Raw genomic sequence first — 25,568 nt, 5'->3', positions numbered from 1 at the left:
TGACGAAAGAGGAGAGAGAGAATGACATTACGGCATCAAGGAAGCTCGATCATCGTCACCGGCGCGGCGGGGGCGATCGGCTTTGCCACATGCGAAATTCTCGCCCGTGAAGGTGCGCAGCTGTTAATGGTCGATATCGACGGCGAACGGCTGGCCGCGCGGGCGGCGGAACTGACGGCAGCGGGCCACACCGCCATTGGGCATGTCGCCGATTGCGCCGACGAGGCGGCCGTGGCGGGCTATGCAGATGCCGCGATGCAGGCTTTCGGCAGAATCGACGGCTTCTTCAACAACGCCGGAATCGAAGGCGACCTCGCCCCCACCCACGAATACGACATTGCCATGTTCGACAGGATCATCCGCGTGAACCTGCGCTCGATGTTCCTCGGCCTGCGCTTCGTCCTCCCGCACATGGTCGCTGCCGGGAAGGGCGCGGTGGTCAACACCGCCTCCATTGGCTCCGAACGCGGGCTGGCGGGCGCCTGCGCCTACAATGCCGCCAAGCATGGCGCAGTCGGGCTGACGCGCACCGCCGCGAGCGAAGTCGCGCAAAAGGGCGTGCGGGTGAACTGCGTGATGCCCGGCGTGATCGAAACCCCGCTGCTGGTGGGCATGCTCGAACAGATGTTCGATGGTGACGTGGCGGCGGGGATGGAGAAGCTGGGGCAGGTGGCCACGCTCAACCGCGTCGGCCAGCCGCGCGAAGTGGGCGATGTGGTCAGCTTCCTGCTCAGCGAAGAGGCGAGTTACGTCAACGGCGCGAAGTGGGAAATCGACGGCGGGGCGCTGGCGACGATCCGCAACGATATCTAACCCGCGCGGACGAAATTCGCCGCAACCGAGCCTTCGAAATCGTTGATCGCGGTGCAGGCGATGGTCGAGACTTCGTCGCCCGAGTAATAGACCTGGCATAGCCCGCGCACCGGCAGCGTGCGGCCATTGCTCAGGGTGACGCTCTCGACCGTCAGGCGGTCGCCATCGAACGTGCCCGAAAAGCGCGTTTCGACATTCCATCCCGCCAGCCCGAAAGCGATCGAATCGCGGGCAATCTCGGCGCGTTGGCAGGTCAGCAGTTCGGTGCCTTCGGCGCGGTCCACCACCGCCTGCGGATAAATGCAGCTGCCTTCGTACTGCCCAACCGGCAACACATCGGCAGCGAACTGTGCGGCGAGGAGGAGGGCGAAGAGCATGGAGCGGAATATGCGCTCCCGCCTTTGCGGGTGCAAGCGCGTAAACCATGATGAAGCAACGGCTTAGTTGCTGCGTTCCGGGTCCAGCCCCGCCGCCTCCTCCACCACCTTGGCAATCGCGGTGAAATCCGCCTGCGGCCCCTCACGCGCCAGAGTCCGCTCAAGATAGTCCGCAACGATTTCGCCGATCGGCAGGGGCACGCCGGCTGCCGCCGCTTCGTCGAGAAGTAACCGCGTGTCCTTCAGGCTCAGCGCGGCGGCGAAGCCGAAGTCGAAGGTGCGCGGGAGCACGCTTCTGGGCCACTTGTCGCGGGTGGCGGAATTGATCCCGGTCGACTGGTTGAGCACCGCGATCATCTTCTCAGGGTCCAGCCCGGCCTTGATCCCGAAGGCCATGCCTTCCGCCGTCACCCCGATGGCCACCGCGCCGAGCAGGTTGTTGACAAGCTTCATCACCTGCCCGGAACCGGGCGCTTCGCCCATGTGCGTCGGCCTCCCGATCGCTTCGAGCAGCGGGCGCAGCACGGCTTCATATTCGGCATGCGGGCCGCCGACCATGATCGCGATCGTCGCTTCGACCGCACCCTTGATTCCGCCCGATACCGGCGCGTCGAAACAGGCCACCCCGCGCGGAGTGAGCGCAGCGGCAATTTCCTGCGCGGCTTGCGGGCCGGAGGTGGACAGGTCGCAGAAGAGCCTTGGCTGGCCGCGCACGAAAATGCTGTCCGGGCCGAGCGTCGCTTCGCGCAAGACAGCGGGGGTGGGCAGGCTGGTAAACACCACTTCGCACTGCCGCCCCAGCGCCGCTGCCGATCCCGCCGCGGTCGCGCCCTGCTGTACCAGTGCGGCAACGGCGTCGGGCGAGAGATCGTGCACGAACAGGTCGTGCCCGGCCGCGAGCAGATTGCCCGCCATCGGCGCGCCCATGCGGCCAAGGCCAAGGAAGCCGATTGTGGTCATACCGTCCCCGCTATCGACCGGTGCGGCGGCAGGTCAACTCTCGCAATGTCGTTCGCCGACGGGAAGCAAGCGAGCACCAGTGGATCGTGGCCGGGGATCAGGTGATCGAGCGAACCATGTGCCAGTTCCAGTGCGCGGGCCTGCGCGCGGGCGTAATCCTCTCGGTCGATGAAAATCGGAAAGGCGATCTGCCGCGTGATATTGGCCCAGAGGTGGGCGGCATCGCTCGCCAGGACCACCGTGCCGCGCGCGGTCTCGCAGGTCACCACCTGCAATCCCGCCGTGTGACCGTGGGCGAGGCGCAGGCCAATGCCGCGGGCGAACTCCGCATCGCCATGATGGAACACCACCCGGTCGGCATAGAGCCGCTCCACCAGCGCAGCCACCGGCTCGCCATCGAACGGCGCGCGCACCGTGCGATCGCAGACATGGCGGCTGGTGGCGAAGGCCAGTTCGGCTTCCTGCACGTGGAAGCGGGCCTTGGGGAACAGGTCCAGCCCGCCCGCGTGGTCGTAATGCAAGTGGGTGAGGATCACATCCTCCACTGCCGCCGGATCGATCCCCGCATCGCGCAGCCCCTGCTCTACTGGCCGCGTCACCACGCGCCCGCGCGCCTCGGCCGCTGCCGCGCCGCAGCCGGTATCGACCACCAGCGGCGGGAATCCGTCGCGGTGCACCGCCCAGACATAGTAATCGAGCGGCATCGGCAGGTCATGATCGTCCACTGGCGCTGCAAAATTGTCCGCTGCGGGGCGATCATGGCGCGCGTAACGAATGGCATCGATCCGGGTCACCGGGGCAGGATTGCTGCGCGAGTCCATGGTTAACTCAAGTTCACTTCAGGTTCTGTGGAATCGATCCGGGTCACCGATCCGCCACACCCAGCCCGCGGAACCAGACCTGCCCGTCGTTGCCCGTGAGGAAATGGCCCGCCGTCGGTTCGAAGAAATGCATCCCGATCACCAGCGCGCCGCTGTCCCTGTATTGGTCGACAAAAGCCTGCCGGGTGGCGCTGCCTGCGACCCGGTCCATATCGAAGGTGGCGTGGCGAGAAGGCATTGCGCATTGCATCGGGTGGTGCATCAGATCGCCGGTAATCACCGTGCGTTCGCCCTTGCTTTCGATCACCACGTGGTGGTGCCCCGGCGTGTGCCCGTGGCTCGCCTCGACCCGCACGCCCGGCGCGATCTCGTGGTCGGAAGCGATGAACTCTGCCAGCCCCGCCGCCACAATCGGATCGACGCTTTCGACCAGGTGCTTGTCGTCATGGTGACCGTCGTGGCGCAGGCTTTCCTGCCAGGCGGCATATTCGGTCTTGCCGAACAGGTAGCGGGCATTGGGAAAAGTCGGCTTGAACACGCCGGTTTCGGGGCAACGATAGGTGTTCCAGCCGACGTGATCGAAATGCAGGTGCGAGCAGAAGACGATGTCCACCTGCTCGCGCGCAATGCCAAGGCTGGCAATGTCCTCGATAAAGCCCTCGGGCAGATCGGTGAACACCGCGTACTCGCGCTCTCGCCCTGCGCCGATGCAGGTATCGACCACGATCGTGTGTTCGGGCGTCTGCACCACGAAGCCCTGGAAGTTCATCCGCATCTGCCCCGCCGCCGTGGCATAGTGCGGATGCAGCCAGTCGAGCGCGATCACCTCTTCGGGCGTAGCATCGGGCATGGCCATGTGGATGTCGTCCTGGAAATCCCAGATCTCGACGATCCGGCTGACTTTCACGTCCCCCACCTGCCAGCTCTTGATATGCTCTAACGCCATTGTCTCTCCCTCACTTGTAGCGCGCCACACTCTCCAGCGGCAGTTCCGCTTTGGGCAAGGCCGGTTTGCCGAGCATTAAGTCGGCGCAGCGTTCGCCGATCATCACTGATGGCGCATTGGTATTGCCGCCGATCACGCTCGGCATCACACTGGCATCGGCGACGCGCAGACCGGCAATGCCTTTCAGTCGCAACTGCGGATCGACGACGGTGACGCTGTCCGCCGGATCGCCCATGCGGCAAGTGCCGACCGGGTGATGCACGGTATAGCCGGTGGCGCGGATGTAGGCATCGAGCTCCGCGTCGGACTGTACCTCCGGCCCCGGCGCGACTTCTGTGCCGTTGTAGCGCGCAAAGGGCGCACTGGCGAAGGCGGCGCGGGCGATCTTCAGCGCCCGGATCAGCGGCTGGATGTCCTCCGCTTCGCCGAGCAGGTTCGGATCGATCAGTGGCGCCGCTTCCGCGTCGGCGCTGGCGAGCCGCACGGTCCCCCGGCTTCGCGGATAGAGCGCCACCGGGCTGATCGCGTAACCGTGGCCCAGCGGGAACGGCACTTTCGGATTGGTCAGACGCTTGGCCGGCTGGAAAACGAACTGGACATCGGGCCGCGCCAGCGATGGATCGGTGCGCAGGAAGGCCACGCTTTCAAACACATTGCCCGCCAGCGGCCCTTTGCGCGTGGCGAGATAGCCGAAGAACCAGAATATGTCGCGCGGCAGCGCCTTCCAGCTGATGCCGTAGCTGGTGGGATCGCTCGTCTCCATATGCAGCGGGCTGGCGACATGATCGTGATAGTTTGCGCCGACACCGGGGAGATCATGGACAACGTCGATCCCGTGCTCGCGCAGGTGCGCCGCCGGGCCGATGCCGCTCAACATCAGGATCTGCGGACTCTGCACCGTGCCCGCGCTGAGCACCACTTCGCGCCGCGCGTGGATCATGCGCCCGTCGGTGAGCAGCACGCCCACGGCGCGCCCCTCCTCCACCACGATCCGTGCCACCCGCGCCTGGGTCTGCACATGCACATTGCCGCGCGCCACGGCGGGCTTGAGCATGTTGGTCGCCGTACTCTCGCGCCGCCCGTTGCGAATCAAGCCCTGCCGCCGACCGTAGCCTTCCGGGTCCGGTCCGTTGAAATCGGGGCAATGCGGAAATTGCAGGCTGGCGAGCGCATCCATGAAGGCGAAATTGAGCGCATTCGGCCCCTCGACGTGCTTGACGTTGATCGGGCCGCCCGCCCCGTGAAACACGCTTTCGGGGTAATTCTCGTTGTGCTCGGTGCGGGTGAAATAGGGCAGCACTTCGGCGTAGGACCAGCCCTTGCACCCCATATCGGCCCAGTCGTCGTAATCGGTCGGATGGCCGCGAAAATAGACCATGCCGTTGATCGCGCCGCTGCCGCCGATCACGCGCCCGCGCGGCACCGGTATCGCGCGGCCCGCCATGCCCGGCTGCGGCACGGTGGCGAAGTTCCAGTTGCTCTCCTTGCGCCCGATCGCGGCGGCGACGAAGCTGGGGACATGGATGAAGGGGTGGCTGTCATGCCCGCCTGCTTCGAGCACGCAGACAGAACTACCCGCGTCTTCCCCCAGCCGCGCGGCCACGGCAGCCCCGGCAGAGCCCGCGCCAATGACGACAAAATCGAATATGCCCGCGCTCATTGCGCCCTGCTCTCCCTAACGGGCGTTAGAGTGCGGGCATCATGCGCCATTGGCAAGGGGGCATCACAGCGGCTAGGCGTTGCCAGCGCGGCGGGCGTGGCGGAATGGTAGACGCCGGGGACTTAAAATCCCCTGTCCTTTGAGACGTGCGGGTTCGAGTCCCGCCGCCCGCACCATGACATCGTAAACGTCCGATTATCGCTGCGCTGGGGCTTACCCTGAGGCGGAGGCGCGGTTTTCCTCATCATGTTCGGCCTATTTCTGCCGGACTGAAGCAATGGAGAATGCAGCACGGTCATGGGAAGTCTTGCCGGTTCCGAAGCCCTCGTGGCGGCACAGGCCAGCGTTCCTGCAGATTTGGCGGAACTGCGGGCCGCACCGCGCTATACCTTGCTGATCCGCGCGGCGAAGCTGGTCTCGCGACAGGGCGAGTATCTCTGCGTGATTCGCGATGCTTCCGAAACCGGCATTTCCGCACGCGTCTTCCATCCCATCCCTTCTGCCAAGAGCATGGCAATCGAGCTGCAGAACGGCGATCGCTACAAGGTCGAGCTTGTCTGGCAGGATGCAGAGCGTGCTGGCTTCCGCTTTTCCGACATGGCCGATGTTGCCCGGTTAATAGCATGTCCCAGTGCCTTCACCCGCCGCCCGGTACGGATCAACCTGGCAGCTCCGGCGCTGGTGGAAGCTCACGGTATCAGCACTTACGCAACGATCCAGGATATCTCCCAGCAGGGGGCGAAAGTGGCCTGCGCCGCATCCTTCGCCATCGACCAGCGGGTGAAACTGCTCGCAGAGGGAATGCGCGACATTCCCGCCAAGGTCCGCTGGCGGCGTGAGGGGACCTGCGGCCTCGTGTTCGAGGAGACGTTTCAATACGGCGAACTGGCGCGCGTGGTGCTGCATTTGCAGGATCGCGGCTGAGGCTCCCGTGCCTGCCGCGTTAACCGCCCCATAACCATTTTCCTTCACTTCCGGCCAAGACGAACAACCGGGGGTTTTCATGCTGGACGATGCGCAGGCCGATAGGGGCGAAGTGGCCGTTGATGTCGCGATTATCGGTGCCGGCCCGGCGGGGCTGACCGCAGGCTATCTGCTGACAAAAGCCGGCAAAAGCGTCGCCATTATCGAAAAGGACGCGACCTATGTCGGCGGCATCAGCCGCACGGTGGAGCACGAGGGCTACCGCTTCGACATCGGCGGCCACCGGTTCTTTTCCAAGAGCGCAGCGGTGGTCGACCTGTGGAACGAGATCCTGCCCGACGATTTCATCCAGCGCCCGCGGATGAGCCGCATCTATTACGAGGGCAAGTTCTACTCCTACCCGTTGCGCGCCTTCGAAGCGCTGTGGAATCTCGGCGTCTGGCGCTCCACCCTGTGCATGGCGAGCTATCTGAAGGCGCGGGTGTTTCCCAATCGCGATGTCCGCAGTTTCGAGGACTGGACCAGCAACCAGTTCGGCCACAAGCTCTATTCGATCTTCTTCAAGACCTACACCGAGAAGGTGTGGGGGATGCCGTGTGATGAAATGAGCGCGGACTGGGCGGCGCAGCGGATCAAGGGCTTGTCGCTCTGGGGAGCGGTGGTCGACGGACTGAAGCGTTCGCTCGGGCTCAACAAGCTGAACGATGGCAGCGGCGCGCAGGCGAAAACGCTGCTCGAAACCTTCCGCTATCCGCGCCTCGGCCCGGGCATGATGTGGGACGCGGCGCGCGACAGGATCGAGGCGAGCGGCAAGGGCCAAGTACTGATGGGGCACGAGCTGAAACAACTCGCCTCTGATGGGCAAGACGGCTGGCGGATGACTGCCAGCGGACCCGATGGCGAGGTGGTGATCCGCGCTGCCCATGCGATCAGCTCGGCACCGATGCGCCAGCTCGCCGCGCGGCTGCATCCGCTTCCCGAAACGACGCTGGAGGCCAGCCGCCTGAAATACCGCGATTTCCTCACCGTGGCGCTGATGGTTGAGGGCGAGGACCTGTTCCCCGACAACTGGATCTATATCCACGATGCCAAGGTGCAGGTGGGTCGGGTGCAGAATTTCCGCTCCTGGTCGCCCGAAATGGTGCCGGACGAGAATGTTGCCTGCGTGGGGCTCGAATACTTCTGTTTTGAAGACGACGGGCTGTGGTCGATGAGCGATGACGATCTGGTTGCGCTGGCGACCCGCGAAATGGACTTGCTGGGGCTGGTAAGCCCCGACAAGGTTATCGGCGGCGCGGTGGTGCGGCAGGAAAAAGCCTATCCGGTCTATGACGAGGACTACGCCGCCAATGTCGCCGCGATGCGCCGCGAACTGGAAAGGCGCTTCCCCTCGCTGCACCTCGTCGGTCGCAACGGGATGCACCGCTACAACAACCAGGATCACGCGATGATGACCGCGATGCTGACGGTCGAGAACATTCTGGCGGGCGAGCGGGTCTATGACACCTGGTGCGTCAACGAAGATGCCGAATATCACGAGGCGGGCGATGAGGGGGCCGAAAAGACCCTGCCCGAACCGCGCAGGGCCGTGACCGAGGATCAGGCCGCCGCACTGGCCTCGGTGCGCCAGGTGCCGGGGCGGATTGCAGCGGACAAGAAAGCCGCCTGACATGCAAGCGCTGATGCTGCGCCTTATCGACTGGCGGTTCAGCCGCTACCTGCTCGCCAGTATCGGCGCGCTGGCGGTGGACATGGGAGCGTTCCTGGCGCTGCTTGCGTTGGGAGTATGGCCCGCCGCCGCCGGGGCTGCGGGCTACTCGCTGGGGATTGTCGCGCACTGGCTGCTCAGCAGCCGCGCGGTATTTTGCGGCAATGTAGCCAATCGCGGCCCGGCGCGCACGAAGCAGAAGGCGCTGTTCGTCGTCTCCGCGCTCGTCGGGCTGGCGCTGACCACCGGGATCGTCTGGGCGGGGGACGCTGGCGGGATCGACCCGCGCCTTGCCAAGCTCGCCGCCATCGCTGTGAGTTTTTTCGCCACTTGGTTGCTGCGCAGCCGCGTGGTTTTCCGCTAGACGCCCTCCGATGATCAAACGGGGGACTGACCGGGCCGACTTCCTGCGCTCGGCATGGGCGCTGCTGGCGCTGTGGGCGGCCTATGCCGCTGTGCGACTGGCGATCCAGCCGTGGCTCGGCTGGTATCCGCCCACGGCCGACGACTGGACTCGGCTGATCGAAGTCCGCGCGCTGCTCGACGGGCAGAGCTGGTGGGACGTCACTCAATACCGGATCGCTCCGCCGGACGGCTTCTCGATGCACTGGTCGCGGCTGGTGGACCTGCCGCTGGCGCTCGCCATTGGCTTGCTGGGCGAGGACTGGGGCATGGCCACGGTGCCGCTGCTGTGGCTGCTCCCGGCGCTGTTCGCGCTGCGGAGCATCATGCTGCGACTGGGCTTCTCCCGCGCGGCCTACCTTTTCGGGCTGGTGCTGCTCCCGCTGTTCCCGCTGCTGCCGGGCACCTTTGCGCCATTCGCTGTCGATCATCACGGCCCGCAGGCGGTGCTGGGCCTCGCCTGCGCGGCGCTCCTGCTGTCGGATAGCCGATGGGGAGCAGCGGGCGCGGGGTTTTTTGCTGCCACATGGGTGGTGATCTCGCTTGAGGGGCTGCCGATGGTGGCGGTGCTCGCGGGTCTCTACGGCCTGCGCTATCTGGGTGAGGAGCGGCGCTTGCTGCCGTGGTTCCTGCTCTCGCTGACGCTCTGCGCCACATTGCTCTCGCTCGCTACACGGCCCAATGCCGAGCTGCTGGGGAGCTTTTGCGATATTCTGCTCCCCGGCCACATCGCCGCCTTTGCCGTGGCCACGCTGGTGGCGGGGATGGTGCCGTTCCTGCCCTATCAGCACAGCGTGGCGGGACGACTGGCGGGGCTGGGCCTGATCGCGCTCGCAAGCCTGCCGGTGGCGCTGGCCGTGCTCGGCCCCTGCGCTGCCAATCCGATGGCCGCGCTCGATCCGGTGCTGGCGACCTGGTGGCACGGTTATATCACCGAAGGCCTGCCGTTCTGGAACCAGCCGCTCTCGGTTGCCGCTATGCTGATCTGGGCGCTGGTGCCGATTGTCGGCGGCTACTGGCTGGCGGGGCGCGGTGGCGGCTTTACCGATGGCATGGGGGTGCGCTGGCTGCTGCTCTTGCTTTATGCGCTGGCGGCTTGGGCCTATTCGCTGCTGCTGATGCGCGAGGCGGTGCTGGCGCAATTGCTCGCGATTCCCTTCGCCGCGGTGCTGCTGGCGCTACTGCTACCGCAGGCACGCGCGCTGACGAGAGCCGTGCCGCGCATTGCCGCCACGCTCGCCTGCGTGGTGCTGGCAACACCGATGGTCGCCAGCGCGCTGACCAAGCCACTCGATCCGTTGCTGCCCTCGGCGACAATGGCGCGCGGGGCCGCTGCGCCGATTGTCGAAGGTTCCTGCGATTACAGCCGCCTTGCCGTAAATGATTCGGGGCTGGAACCGGGGCTGGTGTTCACGACCATGGATGCGGGGCCGCGCATTCTCGGCCTCACCGATCACAGCATTGTCGCCGCGAGTTATCACCGCAACCAGCGCCCGATGGCCGATGTCATCACGGGCTTTACCGGTTCGGTAGAGCAGGCTCGCGAGATTATCTCGAGCTACCGGGCCGACTACGTGCTGGCCTGCCTTTCGGCGAGCGACTTCGCGCTCTATCGCACTGCCGCGCCGGACAATTTGGCCAATGTGCTGGCCGGGGGCGAAGTGCCCGTATGGCTCCAGCCCGTTCGCGGTTACGAAGACGGCGCACTGCGCCTTTACCGGGTCCGCTAAGCGGGACGGAAAGTCATCGCCACGCCGTTGATGCAATGGCGGTGCCCGGTCGGCTCCGGGCCATCGTTGAAACGATGCCCCAGATGACCGCCGCAATCGGCACAATGCTCTTCGGTGCGCGGATAACCGAGCAGGCGATCGGTCGAATAGCCCACCGCGCCGCTATCGATCGGCTGCCAGAAGCTCGGCCAGCCGGTGCCGCTGTCGAACTTGTGCGCGCTGGAAAACAGCCGGTTGTTGCAGCCCGCGCAGTGGAACACTCCGCGGCGGCTTTCCCGGTCAAGCGGCGAAGTGAAAGCCCGCTCCGTCCCCGCTTCGCGCAGGATGCGGAATTGCTGCGGGGTCAGCCGCCGCCGCCATTCGGCCTCCGAATAGGACACCCGGAAATTCTGCTGCGCCTGGGCTTCGCTGCCACCGCAGGCGGCCAGCACCGGGATCGAACCCCCCCCGCCCAGCAGGGCAAGCGCGGAGCGGCGGTTGAGCGAAAATCCAGTCATGCGACAAATCCTATCCAGCGGCAGACTTACCCTTGCTGAACATTCCCGCCAACCCCGCCGAAAGACCGCTGCGTTTCGCACCGCGCGGGCCGCTTTTCATCACCCGCCTGCGGAACAGGGATGCCCCGCCGCGAACGAAAATCGCCACCCAAAGCGCCTGCCAGCCCAGCGCCAGCAGGTGCGGCCACAGCCCTTCTTCCGCCGCTGCCCGCGCCACCATGGCGAAGGGCGAGCTGAGCGGGAATGCCATGGCGGTATATTCGATCACACCCCCGCGGTCGGTTACCGCGAGGCTGGCGAAAAAGAACACCAGGATCTGGAACATCGTGGCAGGCATCGAGAGCGTCTGCACTTCGCGCACCGTGGTGGCGAGCGAGCCCACCGCGAGGAAGATCGAGCCGAGTAGCAAGTAGCCCATCCCGAAGTAGAGCGAGAACAGCACGAAGAACATCGGCCAGCCAACGCCGGGATTGGCATAGTCGGACAGCGATTGCCCGCCCGCCGTGAGGATCGCCGCCGCCGTGCTGCCCCACACCGCGATGCCGACCACCGAAATGCCAAGCATGGCGAACAGTTTGCCGAGGAAAACCGCGTCCATCGGGATCGCCGCAGCCAGCACTTCGATGATCTTGTTGCCCTTTTCCTCGACCAGATTGGACAGCACCATGCTGGCGAGTAGCATGATCAGGAGGAACAGCAGCACTTGCCCGCCCTGCGCGGTGCGCAAGCGGCCGGAATTCTCCGCCGCGCCGCTCGTGACCACCACTTGCGTTTCGACCGGCGGATAGGCGAGCGCGCGGCCATCTGCGGCGCGGGCGGCGATCATCCCCATGGTGCCCTGCCAGCGCTGGATGCGCCCTTCGGTAGCCGTGAGGACGGGCGCACTAAGGGAGCCAGTGACCATAGCGGCCAAGCTGCCCTCGCCATCCTCCAACACCCCGCGCGCGTCATAATCCTCGCCCGGTTGCAGCCGCGCGACTTCGACCAGCGGCGGGAAGGCTCCGGGCATTTGCTGCGCCAGTTCCTCGCGCGCCGCCAGCATCGCGTCGACATCATCCGCCTGCATGGCAATGCCGACATCGGCGGCTGCCGCTTCGCTTTCGACCTGCGCCCCCACACCGCCCGCCAGCACCATCACCACCACCGGAAACAGCGGGCCGAGCAGGAAGAAGATGAACGCGCGGCTGAACAGGATCGCGGTGAAATCGCGCCGGGCGATCACCCAGGCCGCGCGCCACAGCGACAGCCGCCCGCCGCTTTCGATGGCTGCATTGCTCATGCCGGTTCTCCATTGCTTTGCGCCAGCATGTCACGCGCGGCCGCTTCGCCGGCGATGGCGACGAAGGCATCGTGCAGCCCCGCGCGTTCAATGCTGAGCGAGAGAATCCCCGCCTCGCCTTCGATCAGTGCCTTGAGCAGCGGTTCAACTCCGCTTTCGGGCAGCGGGAAGTACCAGAACGCCCCTTCGCGCCGCGCAGAAGCGGGCAGCGCCGCGCGCCACGGCCCGTCGGCATTGCGGGTTTCCAGCCGCACTTGCGCCGGAATGCGGTCACGCGCTTCGTCCACCAGCCCGGCGAAGGGCACCTTGCCCCCGGCGATGATGGCAATGCCTTCGCACAGCCGTTCGGCATGGGCGATGACATGGGTAGAGAAGATCACCGTCGTCCCGCGCTCGGCCAGCCCGCGGATCAGCACTTCCAGCTTGCCCTGGTTGATCGCATCAAGGCCGCTGAACGGCTCATCGAACACCACCAGTTTCGGATCGTGCACCAGCGTGCCGAGCAATTGCACGGTCTGCGCCATTCCCTTGCTGAGCTGGCGGATCTGCTTGTCGATCGCATGGCCCAGCCCGTGATTCTCCAGCAGCTCCTTCGCCCGCTTGCGCCCTTCGGGCAGCGGCAAGCCGCGCAGGGCGCCCATGAAGGCAATCGCTTCATAGCATTTCATCGACGGATAGAGCCCGCGTTCCTCCGGCAGGTAGCCGATCCGCCGCGCGACATCCTGCGGATCGTCTGCGCCCAAGACCCGGCGATAGCCCGCGTCGGGTTCGATAATCCCCAGCAGCATCCGCAACGTGGTGGTCTTACCCGCGCCATTGGGGCCAAGGATGCCGTAAATCGCGCCCTCGGGAATGGAAATATCCACCCCGTCCACTGCCAGCGTCTTGTCGAACCGCTTGACCAGCCCGCGCGCCTCGATCGCCAAGGGGCGTGTCGCCGCCTCGGCGGACGAAAATTCACCTGTCGCCATATCCATGCCTTAGCGGCTAATGCCTATGAATGAACGGGATAGTCCCGCGTTATGGTTACCATGCCCGATACCTTTTCACTTGAACACCGCCTGCGGGCCAAAGCGCAGGAGCTGGGCTTTGCGGCGCTGGGCATTACTCCGGCGCAGGACGATCCCGTGCGGAGTGAGCGACTGCACCAGTGGCTGGCTGATGGAAATCACGGCGAAATGTCATGGATGGAGGACCGCGCCGAAGTCCGGCAAGGCCCGCAAAGCATGTGGCCCGAAGCGAGGAGCGTGATCGCGCTGGGCATGAGTTACGCACCGCAAGTCGATCCGTTGGCGCTCGAGGGCGATAGCGAGGCGGCGCGGATCTCGGTCTATGCGCAGGGACGTGATTACCACGACGTGCTGAAAAAGGCGCTCAAGGCACTGGCGCGGTGGCTTTGCGAGGAAGTGCCGGGCACACAGCTCAAGGTGTTCGTCGATACCGCGCCGGTGATGGAAAAGCCGCTCGGCGAGGCGGCAGGGCTGGGGTGGCAGGGCAAGCACACCAACCTCGTGAGCCGGGAACACGGCAGCTGGCTGTTCCTCGGCGCGATCTACACCACGCTGGAGCTGGTGCCAGATGCGCCGGGAACGGACCGCTGCGGCTCGTGCAATGCCTGCCAGACGGCTTGCCCCACCGATGCTTTCCCCGCCCCTTACCGACTCGATGCGCGGCGCTGCATTTCGTACCTCACCATCGAGCACAAGGGACCGATCCCGGAAGAATTCCGCAAGGCGATGGGCAATCGCATCTACGGCTGCGACGATTGCCTCGCAGTATGCCCGTGGAACAAGTTCGCCGATACAGCTGCTCGCCATGCGGCTTTCGTGCCGCGCGAGGAACTGCTGGCGCCCAGGCTGGAGGAGTTGCTGGCGCTGGATGATGCCGGATTCCGGGCCAAATTCTCCGGCTCCCCGATCAAACGGATCGGCCGCAACCGATTCATTCGCAATTGCCTGATCGCGGCGGGCAATAGCGGCAATTTGGGGCTACTGAGGAAGGTTCAGCCGTTGCGCCACGATCCTGATGAGGTCGTGAGCGAAGCAGCACACTGGGCGTTCGAACAGCTCAGCGCAAATCCTTGAGCGCCTTCTCGGTATCAGCCAAGTCAGCCGGATCGACCACCGCGCGCGCTTCCACCAGCTTGCGGCCCTGCACGTAGTCCTTGGTCCGGTTGACGGCATCGACCGCGAGCACCCGCCCTTCCTTCAGGTAGACTACCGAAAAGCTGCGTTCCGCCGGGTCGCCGCGCAAGACCGCCGCATCGTAGCCGATGTTCAGCCCCGCCGTTTGCAGTTTCAGGTCATACTGGTTGGACCAGAACCACGGAAACGCATGATACGGCTGCGGATCGCCACAGATCGCCTTGGCCACCGTACCGGCCATGTCGTGGGCGTTCTGCACGCTTTCGAGGCGGATCACCGCACCATCGGCATAGGGGTTGGCATGGGCGGCGCAATCGCCGATGGCATAGACCTGGTCGAGGCTGGTGTGACAGATCTCGCTGACATCGACGCCGTTGGCCCCGGCGGCTCCCGCAGCGATCAGCGGTCCGACAGCGGGGACGATGCCGATGCCGACCACTACCCCGTCGCAGGGCAGTTCCTCGCCGTCGGCCAGCACCACGCCGGTGACGCGACTCTCGCCGGTCAGCCGCTCGACCCCGACGCCGAGCCGCAGGTCCACACCGTGTGCGCGGTGTTCGGCCTCGTAGAAGCGCGATAGCTCTTCGCCCGCCACCCGGTTGAGCACCCGGTCCATCGCTTCGACCACCGTGACCTCGCAGCCCAGCTTGCGCAGCACCGCCGCTGCCTCCAGCCCGATAAAGCCGCCGCCGATGACCACGAAGCGCCGCGCGCCACGTTCCAGATCGGCGAGCATATTGTCGACATCGCGCTTGTCCCGCACGGCGTGGACACCATCGAGATGCGCGCCGGGGCAGGACAGCCGCCGCGCATCACCACCGGCCGCCCAGATCAGCCGTCCGTAACCAACGGCCTTGCCGGAACCGAGCAGCACTTCGTGCGCTTCGGGATCGACCTTGGTGACTGATTCGCCGAGCATCAGCGTGATCGCCTTGTCCGCCCAGAACGCTTCAGGGCGAATCAGCAGCCGCTCGAACGGTTTGTCGCCGGCAAGGTACTCCTTCGACAGCGGCGGGCGTTCGTACGGGGGAACGCGGTCCCGCCCGATCATCGCGATAGAACCTTCGAATCCATGCTGCCGCAAGGAAATGGCCGCCTGCGCGCCGCCATGCCCTGTCCCCACGATCACGACATCGAATGTGCTCATGGCTGCGCGGTGCGAAATAAAGGTGCTCTCGTCAAGCTAACCCTGCAACACGTTGCGCGCTTGGCTGGCGATCTGCGCCAGCATCGCCGGTGCGACGGGGCTGGCCGCCTGTGCCCGCGCGATCATCCGCCGGAACTGCACAATTGCGGAATTGTTGCGATCCGCCCAGCCGGACACCAGCGTTTCAGGATCGCCCGCCGCCTTGCCAGATTGACCCTTTGGCCCGCCCGCAAGTCCGCGCAGGAAATCGAGCCGCATCTGCTGGAAATCGCGCGCGAGGCCCGCCACCAGCAGTCGCTCCCACGGGTCCGCCGGGTTCATCACGGCCGCGCGCGACTGCGCCCAGTCGATGCCCAACAGCGCGCCCAGTTCGATGAAGGCGTTGGCGAGTGCCACCGGCTCGCCGCCGGTATCTTTGGCCAACTTGGCAAGCCCGATCGCGCCATCGACCGCGAACAGCCGCGCCACCGCCTGCGCCTGCTCCTCAGTCGCGCCCGCTTCGACCATGCGCGCAGCAATCCCGTCGATATGGGCGCGCGCTTCCACGCCGAGCAGGCTTTCCGCCTTGTCGACCAGTTCGCTCACCATCGGACCGATCTCGTCAGCAAGCTGTGACGGCGATTGCGCCCCACCCCCAGCCCGGAGTGCGTCCGCCATATGTCCGCGCAACGCCATTGCCGCTTGATCGAACATCATCAGTCGCGCATTTTCGGGCATGGCGGCAGTGTCGAGCATCTGCCACACTGCTTGCATGTCCAGCAACGCGGTGGCGGACACGAAAGCCGAGCCGACGGCGGCAAGGCTTGCGCCTTCTTCTTCGGCAAGCTCGAACGGGTGGACCATGCCCATCCGGTTGACGATCCGGTTCGCCACAACCGTGCCGACGATTTCATTGCGCAGCCGGTGATCGAGCACCTGCCTGGTGAACTGCTTCTGCATCTGCGGGGGGAAATCCCCAAGCACCAGCGGGTCCGCCGCCGCGTCGCCCGCCAGCGCGCTCCCTTCGATGGCATCCTGCAGCACCAGCTTGGAATGCGAGAGCAGCACGGCGAGTTCGGGCCGGGTGAGCCCGCGCCCTTCACCGGCGCGCCGCGTGAGGCCTTCGCTGTTGGCTAACCCTTCATTGGAGCGATCCATGCCGCCCTGTTCTTCGAGCACTTCGATCAGCCGCGCCTGCGCGCCGACCGCTCGGCTGCCGCCGCGCTCGGCAATGGATAGCGCAAGCGCCTGCAGGCGGTTGTCCTCCAGCACCAGTTCGGCAACTTCCTCGGTCATGTCGCTAAGAATCGCGTTGCGGCGTTCTTCGGAAAGTTTCCCGGCCCGGCGCGCGGCGGCCAGCGCGATCTTGATGTTGACCTCGTTATCCGAGCAGTCGACGCCTGCCGAATTGTCGATGAAATCAGTGTTTACCCGTCCCCCGCCCAGCGCGAATTCGATCCGCCCGGCCTGAGTGACGCCAAGGTTTGCACCTTCACCGATCACTTTCGCGCGCACATCCTGCGCGTCAACGCGCAAGCCGTCGTTCGCCGGATCGCCGACGTCGAGATGGCTCTGGTGGCTCGCCTTGATGTAGGTGCCGATGCCGCCGAACCAGATCAGATCGACCGGGCTTTGCAGGATCAGGTGGATCAGGCTTTCGGGATCGAGCGCACCGTCTTTCAGCGCAGTCTCAGGAATGCCCAATGCTTCGAGCGCCTGCGGGGTAAGCTCGATCCGCTTGAGCGAGCGCGGGTAGATGCCGCCGCCTTTGGAAATCAGCTTTTCCGAGTAGTCCGCCCAGCTGGAACGGTCGAGCCCGAACAGCCGCTCGCGTTCCTTCCAGCTGGCCGCAGGATCGGGATCGGGATCGATGAAAATATGCCGATGATCGAAAGCCGCGACGAGCTTGATCGACTGGCTGAGCAGCATTCCGTTGCCGAACACGTCCCCCGACATATCGCCGCAACCCGCCACCCGCACCGGATCTGCTTGAACATTCACGCCCATTTCGCTGAAATGGCGCTGCACCGATAGCCAGGCCCCGCGCGCGGTAATGCCCATCGCCTTGTGGTCGTAGCCGTTCGAGCCCCCGCTGGCGAAAGCATCGCCGAGCCAGAAATCGCGTTCGAGCGCGATCGCATTGGCGGTGTCCGAGAACGTCGCCGTGCCCTTGTCCGCCGCGACCACGAAATAGGGATCTTCCCCGTCGTGGATCACTACGCCTTCGGGATGCACCACCTTGTCATCGACGATATTGTCGGTGATCGACAGCAGTGTGCGGATGAACAGCTTGTAGCTTTCCTTGCCCTCGGCAGCCCAGGCATCGCGATCCAGCGCCGGATTGGGCAGTTGCTTGGGATAGAACCCGCCCTTCGCGCCGGTCGGCACGATCACCGCGTTCTTGACCTTCTGCGCCTTCATCAGCCCGAGCACTTCGGTGCGGTAATCGTCGCGCCGGTCGGACCATCGCAGGCCGCCGCGCGCCACCGGCCCGGCGCGCAGGTGGATGCCTTCCACCCGGCGCGAATAGACGAAGATCTCGCGCCACGGCACCGGCTTGGGCAGGCCGGGCACCAGCGTGCTGTCGAACTTGAACGCCAGCGCATCCCTCGCGGCGGGGGCGAAGGCATTGGTGCGCAGAACCGCGCGCAAGCTGTCCCAGTAACGGCGCAGCAACCGGTCGTCATTGATCGCCACCACTTCGGCAAGGCCCGCGCGAATATCGGCTTCGACCTTTTCCGCCGCTTTCGCGCGGTCGCCCTTGAACGCGGGATCGTGCAGTGTGCGCAGCAGGTCGATCAACCCGCGCGTCACCTTCGCGGCTCCGGCCAATGCATCGACAACGGTGTAGATGGTGAATGCGATATTGGACTGGCGCAGGTAGCGGTAGAAGGCACGCAGCCAGTCGACTTCCTGCGCATCCAGCGCGGCGGAAATAACCAGACGGTTGAACACGTCGTCCTCCGCCTTGCCATTGAGCACGCAGCGGATCGCGTGCTCAATCACTTCGTTTCGGGCAATCAGTGCTGCAGGCTCCATCCCCGCGGGCAGGCCGAGCAGGAAATCGTGGATGGTGCCGCTGTCTTCGCCGCTCAGTTCGCTCGGCACTTCAGACAGCACGCGGAAGCCGAAGTTCTCAAGCGCAGGCACGGCGTCGGACAACGGCAGTGAGCCGTGCTGCTGGTAAACCCGCAGCCGCAGGCGATTTTCACCGTCGCTGGCCGAGGCATAGAGCCGCGCATCGCGGCCCAGTCCGCCGTTCTCTGATTGGGTGGAAAGCTGACGCAGTCGCAGGATGTCCGCCGCCGCTTCGCTGGCACCATAGGTGGTGCGATAGAACAGCGGGAAGCTGGCGGCGAAACGCGCGGCAAGCGCGGCGGCACGCCCGGCTTCGCCACCTGGCGCCAGCGTCTGCGCCAGCGCTTCTTCCACAGCATCGCCCCAGCCGCGCAGCATGTCCTGCAAGGCAGCATCGATGGCGGCATTATCCGGCTCCTGCTCGGTACCGCGAAAATCCATGACGTAGCGCAGCAGCGCAAGGTTGCCACCTTCGACGGTGAGGCTCCAGTCGAGCGTCACCGCGCCGGTCTCGCGTTCCAGCAGCGCCTGGATCTGTTCGCGAACCGTGGTCGAGAGCAGATCCCTCGGCAGCCAGACGAAACCGAACAGATGGCGGCCCAGCGGCGCGGTAACCAGCGTGGCGCGCGGACGTGGTCGATCACCCAGGCTCATCATCGCCGTAGCGACGCAGGTGATATCCTCGTCCGAGAAGCCGATCACCAGATCGTGCGGCAACACGGTGAGTGCGTGGACCAGCGCCTTGTAATCATGACTTCCGGTCTCGATCCCGAGCTGCTGGGTCATCGACTTCAGGTGCTGGCGGAGCACCGGCACCGAGTCGGGCGCGGCGACCAATGCGGCGCTGGTCCAGACTCCCGCGTGGACCGACAGGGCTTCAACCCGGCCCTTTTCCACCAGCGGCACCACGAACAGATCGAGCGGCACCCTGCGGTGCACCTTGCTCAACCGGTTGGCCTTGACGATCAGCGGCGCCCTCCCTGGCTTCTTGGACCCCGGTTTTCCGTTCTCGCCGTCGAACCAGGCGAAGGCGCGTTCATAGGCTTCGTCCGATAGCAAATCGGGCGTGGAGCGGCGGCAGATGCCGAGCCTGTCGCTTTCCTTGCCCTCGCGCCGCCGGGTAACGTGGCCGAGCTGCGTCAACATTCCGCCGGAGAACCAGCGTAGCAATGCCGCCCCCTCTGCGTCGGGAATGCGGTCGGCGTCCTCTTCCATCGTGGCGCGCATCTGCGGCCAGTCGGCCACGGCCGCGCGAACATCGAGCATGGCCGCTTCCAACTCTTTTTCCAGCGCCCGGCGTTCCTTCGCCTCGACGCGCGGAGTTTCGAGATAGACCCAGCTTTCCTTCTTCTCGCCCGTACCATCGCCTTCGGGAAGTTCGCTAAGCGCGCCGTCATTGCGGCGGATGGGGAGGACCGGATGGACCAGGACGTCGATCGCCAGCCCGCGCGCAGCCAGCGCCGCACCGATGGAATCGACGAGGAAGGGCATGTCCTTGTTGATGACGGCAATGCGCATGAAGCGCCGCCCCTCGGCAGCCGAGCGCACGAGGATCGCGGGCTTGCCGTCTTCGCGATGCCGCGCGGCTTCGATCACGAAGGCAGCAGCGGCTTCCAGCCGTGCGCCCTGGAGCGGAGTTTCGCCGGGCAGGATCGAACCGCTGATGCGGGTGGCGAGAACCTCAGCAAATCCGCGCTCCGCCTTGGTGAGATCGGGTGACGCATCACTCTTGCCGGTGTTGCTCGCCATGCTCTGTCTCTCCTGCTCGCCCGGCCTTCGACTCCGGACATTAGGTTTACGGCTCTAGCCTAAGATTTGGCCCGCCTCTATCGCCGGGATACCCCTGATGCGAGAAAAATGTTTCAAGAGAAACTTGTTTGAGGGTAGTGGGCCAAGGCCTCCATAGTCAGCCGCAACGAGTGCATCCGCGCTTCGGGATCATGCGTTGCTCCGGCGAAGATAATCTCTTCGGCCTGCGTCCGCCGCACGAAAGCCTCGATCTTCCGCCGCACCGTTTCGGGCGAACCGACCGCCCGGGCCTCATCCATGCCTTCGAGCATCATCCGCGACTGCGGCGGCAAGCTCTCGCGGTAATCGCGCACCGGCGGCGGCAGCTTGCCCGGATCGCCACTGCGCAGCGCCACGAAGGCCTGGTCCTGGCTGCTGGCGAGATACTGCGCCTCGGCATCGGTCTGTGCGCAGAGCACGCCCATCGCTGCCATTACGTGCGGCCTTTCCAGCGCAGCCGAGGGGCGGAATTCGCTGCGATAGACGGCCAGCGCCTCGTCCAGATGGCGCGGGGCGAAGTGGCTGGCGAAAGCATAGGGCAGGCCCAGTCGCGCGGCGAGCTGCGCGCCGAACAGGCTCGAGCCGAGCATCCACAGTTCAACATTCGCCCCCATGCCCGGCGTGGCGGTGATCGGCAGGTCGAGATCGCCGGTCAGCAGTGCCCGCAGTTCGACCACGTCCTGCGGGAAATACTCCGCCGCGCGGTGCAGGTCCTTGCGCAGCGCCTGGCCGATGATCGGCGCCGACCCGGGCGCGCGGCCCAGCCCCAGATCGACTCGCCCCGGAAACAGCGCCTCGAGCGCGCCGAACTGCTCGGCAATTACGAAGGGATTGTGATTGGGCAGCATGATTCCGCCCGAACCGATGCGGATGGTGCTGGTAACGTGGCCGATATGCGACAGCACCACGGCCGTCGGCCCGCCCGCGATGCCGAGGCTGGCGTGGTGTTCAGCGACCCAGAAGCGCTTGTAGCCCGCTTCCTCGGCCACCTGAGCGAGCCTGCCCGCATCGCGGATCGCTTCGGATATCCCGCTGCCTTCGCGTACCGGAACGAGATCGAGAACGGAAAAATCGGTCATTAGAATAGGACCCTTTGAAAGTCGTCGACGGCTTTCATTAGCAAGTGAATGTCCTCCTCGCGCGAAAGCCGATGATCGCCACCCTCTACAATCGTGACTGTCACGTCCTCGCTCGCCAGCGCCTTCGCCAATCGCCATGAAATCTCTGGTGGAACCTCAGTATCATTCGAGCCGTGTAGCAGCCGGACCGGGCAGGTCAGGGGTATTGTCGAATCCAACAGCTTGTGTGTTTCTGCATCTCGCCAAAACTTGCTGTAGGTGGGCGTGGGTTCGGGTCCGTAGGGATTTTCCTCGTAGATCGTTTCGCCGGCTCGCAACTTGGCCTTCTGGTCTTCGGAATATCCCCAGTCCGAGAAATCGGGGGCAGCGGCAACTCCGATCATTCCAGCCAGTCGATCACCTAGCGCCATACCAACGAGAAGCATCAGCCAGCCACCCATCGACGAGCCGATCAAGACGATCTTCTCGCATTCGATCTTCGCGCTAATCACCTCAAGAACTTCATCACGCCAACGGCTCAAGGTGCCGTCTGCGAAGCTACCATCGCTTTCACCACAGCCGGTATAGTCGATGGCCAGGTATTCGTAGAGCAAAACCTCGCAATCCAAGGCAACAGCCTGCGCTTTCGTGCCGGTCTTGTCCGACATGTAGCCAGGCAGAAACACGAAAGCCGCGTTGAAATACGGAACGTGTTCGAAGGCCAATTTCCTACCGTCAGGCATTTGGTAGAATTGCGTTGTGCTCATCTGTGAAACATGGGCCTTGCAAGCCGGGTCGCAAGCCAAATCTGAGCCGACATCTCGCTTAGAGTTAGTGACATTTCAGCATTTGCTCCTTATGTCGCCCGCATGGACAACCGTGTGACTACCACCACGATTACTACCACTTCGGGCAACCGGGGGCGGTCGGTCGTTGGTTAAGCACGAACGTCGCCACCCGGTTTCGGGTGGTGCGGCGTCCCCTCGAAACCGGTTAGAACAGCAACGTCGCTCTTCAAGCACGCGCAGGCTTGTGCCATGGCGCGCGCAAACGTGACGAAGTGATGATGCCATGACCGAACTGCTCAAGATCAGCCTGCCCGATGGTTCCCTGCGCGAAATGGCGCCCGGCAGCACGCCTGCCGATGTCGCCATGGCGATCGGGCCAGGGCTGGCCAAGGCCGCGCTCGCTGCCCGCGTGAACGGCGAAGTCCGCGATCTCCACCGCCCATTCGATGGCGACAGCGAATTGGCGCTGATCACCGCGCGCGACGAGGCCGATGCGCTCGAACTTGTCCGCCATGATTACGCGCATGTTCTCGCCGAAGCGGTGCAGGCGCTGTGGCCTGGCACACAGATCACCTTCGGCCCGGCGACCGACGACGGCTTCTATTACGACGTGAAAGCGCCCGACAACCGCGATCCCTTTGGCGTCGACGACCTGCCGCAGATCGAGGAAATGATGCGCCAGATCATCCGCGCCGACAAGCCGCTGGTGCGGCAGGTGTGGAGCCGCGAGCAGCTGATCCAGAAATGGACGCAAGAAGGCGAGAGCTTCAAAGCCGAATGGGCCGAGGGCTTGCCCTTCGATGAGGAGCTGACCGTCTACTGGTCCGGCGAACCGGGCAGCGATGGTGCGTGGCTGGACATGTGCCGCGGCCCGCACCTGCCCTCCACCGGCAAGCTCGATCCCGATGCCTTCAAGCTGATGCGGGTGGCCGGCGCTTACTGGCGCGGCGACCAGAACAATGCCCAGTTGACGCGCATCTACGGCACCGGCTGGCTCAACAAGAAGCAGCTTACCGCGCACCTGACCCGGCTGGAAGAAGCCGCCAAGCGCGATCACCGCAAGCTGGGGCGCGAGATGGACCTGTTCCACTTGCAGGAAGAGGCCCACGGATCGGTATTCTGGCACCCCAAGGGCTATCGCATCTGGCGTGAACTCGAAGCCTATATGCGCCGCAAGATGGACGGCGCGGGCTACCGCGAGATCAAGACCCCGCAATTAATGGACGTGCGCCAGTGGACCCAGTCGGGCCACTGGGGCAAATATGCGCAGAACATGTTCGCCGTGCCCGACATGGTGCCCGAAGTGGACGAGGAAAGCGGTGCGGCGTCACCCAAGGTGGCCGACGACGCCGCGTGGCTGGCGATCAAGCCGATGAACTGCCCGGCGCACGTGCTGGTGTTCAAGCAGGGCATCACTTCGTACCGCGACCTGCCGATCCGGCTGGGCGAAATGGGCTGCTGCCACCGCAACGAACCGCACGGCGCGCTCCACGGGCTGATGCGCGTGCGCCAGTTCACGCAGGACGACGCGCATATCTTCTGCACGGAGGCGCAGGTGGTGGACGAGGTGCGCGACTTCTGCGCGCTGGCGGACAGCGTCTACAAGGACTTCGGCTTCTCCTACCACGTCAAGCTGGCGCTGCGGCCCGATGCGCGGTTCGGTTCGGACGCGGACTGGGACAAGGCCGAACAGGAACTGCGCGACGCGGTGGCCGAAGCGGGCATGGCGAACGACGATTACGGCTGGGAAGAACTGCCCGGCGAAGGCGCGTTCTACGCCCCCAAACTCGAATGGCATCTCACCGACGCCATCGGCCGGACCTGGCAGGTCGGCACGATCCAGGGCGACCGGGTGCTGCCCGAACGGCTCGACGCGGTCTATGTCGGCGAGGATGGCGAAAAGCACCGCCCGGTGATGCTCCACCGTGCGATTTTCGGTTCGTACGAGCGGTTCATCGGCATCCTGATCGAACATTTCGCGGGCCGCCTGCCCGTCTGGCTCGCCCCGGTACAAGCCGTGGTGGCGACCATCGTTTCGGATGCCGACGACTATGCGCACGAAGCGGTTGCCAGGCTGGCGGCAGCGGGCATCCGCGTCGAAAGCGACCTCAGGAACGAGAAGATCAACTACAAGGTGCGCGAACACTCGCTGGCCAAGGTCCCATACCTGCTGGTGCTCGGCAAGCGCGAAGCCGAGGAAGGCACCATCGCGCTGCGCACACTGGGCGAGCAGGAACAGCGGGTGATGCCGCTGGACGAGGCGATCGCGCTGCTGCGCGATGCGGCAACGCCGCCCGATTTGCGGGATTAGTGTCTAGAGCGGGAGGAAATTGCCCGCCGCGATCAGCGCGAAGGCGCAGAAGCTGGTGATCGCAATGCGCGCATATTCCTGCGTCGAGGCAGTTACGGAGCGGGTCAGGGCGATTGCACGGGCCATCGGCAGAATGTGCGCCCAAATCCCTAACGAATCATTAATTCGCTAGTCTGTCACGCTTGGCACATGCTGGCTGGCGCAGTGGAAGCTTCCGCCGCCGGTCAGCACCGCATCGGCGCGCAGGCCCACGGCGGCCCGATCCGGAAACAGCGCACCGATCGCCGCCACCGCATCGGAATCATGCGGAGAGCCATAGGTCGGCACCACCACAACGTCATTGCACACCGCCCAGTTCATGTAGCTGGCGGGTTCCGCCTCGTCGTCATCGCCGAACCAGCCGGGCGAGGGCACGTCGCGCACCTCCAGCCCGAAAGCCTGCGCGCGGGCGCGGGCATCGGCAAAGACCGCGGCGTTGGGATCGTCCGACCCGCTCGCCAGCGGGATCGCGATCACACCCGGTGCGACCATCCGCGCGAGGTTGTCGACATGCCCGTCGGTATGGTCGCCCGCCAGCCCGTCGCCCAGCCAGAGCACACGGGTGAACCCCAGATCGCGCTGGAGATTCGCCCAGATCTGTTCGCGGGTGAGTTGCGGATTGCGGTTGGGATGGAGCAGGCACTGTTCGGTGGTGACAACCAGCCCGGTGCCATCGGTCTCGATCGCCCCGCCTTCGAGAATCCAGTCGGCGCGGGAATAGGCCATGCCGCCCGCTGCGGCGAGCGAAGGACCAAGCTCGAGGTCGCCCTCAAGCAAATACTTCCCGCCCCAGCCATTGAATCCGAACCCCTGCGCGCGGCGACTGCCATCCGCCTGTGGCAGCACCAGCGGCCCGGTGTCGCGGATCCAGATGTCGCCATAGGGGTGCTGCTCGATAGACACCGCCGCCGAAACCAGCCGCCGCGCCTGCGCCTCTGCCACCCCGTCGCGCACCACCAGCCGCACCGCCTGCCCGGTCTCCGCGACCGCATTGGCAAAGGCAGTCATCTGTGCCTGCGCGGGTTCGAGGTCTTCTTCCCAGAGCTCGGCATGGGCGGGAAAGCCGATCCAGATCCAGTCCTGCCGGGCCCACTCGGCGGGCATCATAAGTGTCATCGG

Annotated in this window: 20 protein-coding genes and 1 tRNA gene; 8 read left to right on the top strand and 13 right to left on the bottom strand. The window is 65.1% G+C overall.

Features of this window, described 5'->3' with window-relative positions:
• Positions 1-21 precede the first annotated feature (21 nt).
• Positions 22-813, top strand: a complete 792-nt coding sequence (locus tag JY451_06730) for an SDR family oxidoreductase (GenBank protein QZH76234.1) — start codon at positions 22-24, stop codon at positions 811-813.
• Here JY451_06730 and JY451_06725 read toward each other — a convergent pair.
• The 5 genes from JY451_06725 to JY451_06705 all read right to left on the bottom strand — a co-directional run bounded on the left by JY451_06725 (position 810) and on the right by JY451_06705 (position 5,577).
• Positions 810-1,190 (bottom strand): hypothetical protein, encoded by a 381-nt coding sequence (locus JY451_06725; protein ID QZH76233.1) that lies wholly within the window; start codon positions 1,188-1,190, stop codon positions 810-812. The two genes, JY451_06730 and JY451_06725, sit on opposite strands and share 4 nt — an antisense overlap.
• A gap of 63 nt (positions 1,191-1,253) precedes the next feature.
• A complete protein-coding gene (locus JY451_06720; protein ID QZH76232.1) occupies positions 1,254-2,150 on the bottom strand; it encodes an NAD(P)-dependent oxidoreductase in 897 nt (298 codons plus the stop codon).
• Entirely contained in the window at positions 2,147-2,971 is an 825-nt protein-coding gene (locus tag JY451_06715; GenBank protein QZH76231.1) for an N-acyl homoserine lactonase family protein, read from the bottom strand. The genes JY451_06720 and JY451_06715 overlap by 4 nt, the downstream gene beginning before the upstream one ends.
• Before the next feature lie 43 nt (positions 2,972-3,014).
• Entirely contained in the window at positions 3,015-3,917 is a 903-nt protein-coding gene (locus JY451_06710; protein QZH76230.1) for an MBL fold metallo-hydrolase, read from the bottom strand.
• Between the two features lie 10 nt (positions 3,918-3,927).
• Positions 3,928-5,577 (bottom strand): GMC family oxidoreductase N-terminal domain-containing protein, encoded by a 1,650-nt coding sequence (locus tag JY451_06705; GenBank protein QZH76229.1) that lies wholly within the window; start codon positions 5,575-5,577, stop codon positions 3,928-3,930.
• Between the two features lie 90 nt (positions 5,578-5,667).
• Between JY451_06705 and JY451_06700 the strand changes: the two genes are divergently transcribed.
• From JY451_06700 to JY451_06680, 5 genes are all read left to right on the top strand, one after another.
• Positions 5,668-5,753, top strand: a tRNA-Leu gene (locus JY451_06700).
• 121 nt (positions 5,754-5,874) lie between these two features.
• Positions 5,875-6,501 (top strand): PilZ domain-containing protein, encoded by a 627-nt coding sequence (locus JY451_06695; GenBank protein QZH76228.1) that lies wholly within the window; start codon positions 5,875-5,877, stop codon positions 6,499-6,501.
• A gap of 79 nt (positions 6,502-6,580) precedes the next feature.
• Entirely contained in the window at positions 6,581-8,170 is a 1,590-nt protein-coding gene (locus tag JY451_06690; GenBank protein QZH76227.1) for an NAD(P)/FAD-dependent oxidoreductase, read from the top strand.
• Between the two features lies 1 nt (position 8,171).
• Positions 8,172-8,573 carry a GtrA family protein gene (locus JY451_06685; GenBank protein ID QZH76226.1) on the top strand — a complete coding sequence of 134 codons (402 nt, stop codon included), beginning with the start codon at positions 8,172-8,174 and terminating at the stop codon, positions 8,571-8,573.
• Between the two features lie 10 nt (positions 8,574-8,583).
• On the top strand, positions 8,584-10,341 hold the full coding sequence (locus tag JY451_06680) for a hypothetical protein (GenBank protein ID QZH76225.1): 1,758 nt from the start codon (positions 8,584-8,586) through the stop codon (positions 10,339-10,341).
• Here JY451_06680 and msrB read toward each other — a convergent pair.
• Genes msrB through JY451_06665 form a run of 3 tightly spaced genes read right to left on the bottom strand, consistent with a single transcriptional unit; the run spans position 10,338 to position 13,094 of the window.
• The gene (gene msrB / locus JY451_06675; GenBank protein QZH76224.1) at positions 10,338-10,838 is read right to left on the bottom strand and encodes a peptide-methionine (R)-S-oxide reductase MsrB; all 501 of its coding nucleotides are present in this window, start codon (positions 10,836-10,838) and stop codon (positions 10,338-10,340) included. The two genes, JY451_06680 and msrB, sit on opposite strands and share 4 nt — an antisense overlap.
• Positions 10,839-10,848: 10 nt before the next feature.
• Positions 10,849-12,117, bottom strand: coding sequence for an ABC transporter permease (locus JY451_06670; protein QZH76223.1), 1,269 nt, complete (start codon positions 12,115-12,117; stop codon positions 10,849-10,851).
• Positions 12,114-13,094, bottom strand: coding sequence for an ATP-binding cassette domain-containing protein (locus tag JY451_06665; GenBank protein QZH76222.1), 981 nt, complete (start codon positions 13,092-13,094; stop codon positions 12,114-12,116). The genes JY451_06670 and JY451_06665 overlap by 4 nt, the downstream gene beginning before the upstream one ends.
• Positions 13,095-13,148: 54 nt before the next feature.
• Between JY451_06665 and queG the strand changes: the two genes are divergently transcribed.
• Positions 13,149-14,201, top strand: a complete 1,053-nt coding sequence (gene queG / locus JY451_06660) for a tRNA epoxyqueuosine(34) reductase QueG (protein ID QZH76221.1) — start codon at positions 13,149-13,151, stop codon at positions 14,199-14,201.
• Here the strand turns inward: queG and JY451_06655 are convergent.
• The 4 genes from JY451_06655 to JY451_06640 all read right to left on the bottom strand — a co-directional run bounded on the left by JY451_06655 (position 14,185) and on the right by JY451_06640 (position 22,078).
• Positions 14,185-15,408 carry an oxidoreductase gene (locus JY451_06655; GenBank protein ID QZH76220.1) on the bottom strand — a complete coding sequence of 408 codons (1,224 nt, stop codon included), beginning with the start codon at positions 15,406-15,408 and terminating at the stop codon, positions 14,185-14,187. The two genes, queG and JY451_06655, sit on opposite strands and share 17 nt — an antisense overlap.
• Positions 15,409-15,444: 36 nt before the next feature.
• Positions 15,445-20,214: an NAD-glutamate dehydrogenase gene (locus JY451_06650; GenBank protein ID QZH76219.1), complete on the bottom strand. Its 4,770-nt coding sequence runs from the start codon at positions 20,212-20,214 to the stop codon at positions 15,445-15,447.
• Positions 20,215-20,327: 113 nt separating this feature from the next.
• Positions 20,328-21,332: an LLM class flavin-dependent oxidoreductase gene (locus tag JY451_06645; GenBank protein QZH76218.1), complete on the bottom strand. Its 1,005-nt coding sequence runs from the start codon at positions 21,330-21,332 to the stop codon at positions 20,328-20,330.
• Positions 21,332-22,078 carry an alpha/beta hydrolase gene (locus JY451_06640; protein QZH76217.1) on the bottom strand — a complete coding sequence of 249 codons (747 nt, stop codon included), beginning with the start codon at positions 22,076-22,078 and terminating at the stop codon, positions 21,332-21,334. The genes JY451_06645 and JY451_06640 overlap by 1 nt, the downstream gene beginning before the upstream one ends.
• 304 nt (positions 22,079-22,382) lie before the next feature.
• On the opposite strand from JY451_06640, the gene thrS reads away from it, so the two are divergent.
• Positions 22,383-24,410 (top strand): threonine--tRNA ligase, encoded by a 2,028-nt coding sequence (thrS, locus tag JY451_06635; protein ID QZH76216.1) that lies wholly within the window; start codon positions 22,383-22,385, stop codon positions 24,408-24,410.
• Between the two features lie 168 nt (positions 24,411-24,578).
• On the opposite strand, the gene JY451_06630 is transcribed toward thrS, so the two are convergent.
• Complete coding sequence (locus JY451_06630) at positions 24,579-25,565, bottom strand: agmatine deiminase family protein (protein ID QZH76215.1); 987 nt, start codon at positions 25,563-25,565, stop codon at positions 24,579-24,581.
• Between the last annotated feature and the right edge of the window lie 3 nt (positions 25,566-25,568).

This window comes from Erythrobacter sp., from assembly GCA_019739335.1.
Taxonomy (GTDB): Bacteria; Pseudomonadota; Alphaproteobacteria; order Sphingomonadales; family Sphingomonadaceae; genus Alteraurantiacibacter.
Note: the sequence above shows the minus strand (reverse complement) of the source record. Positions and strands in the feature narration are given on the sequence as shown.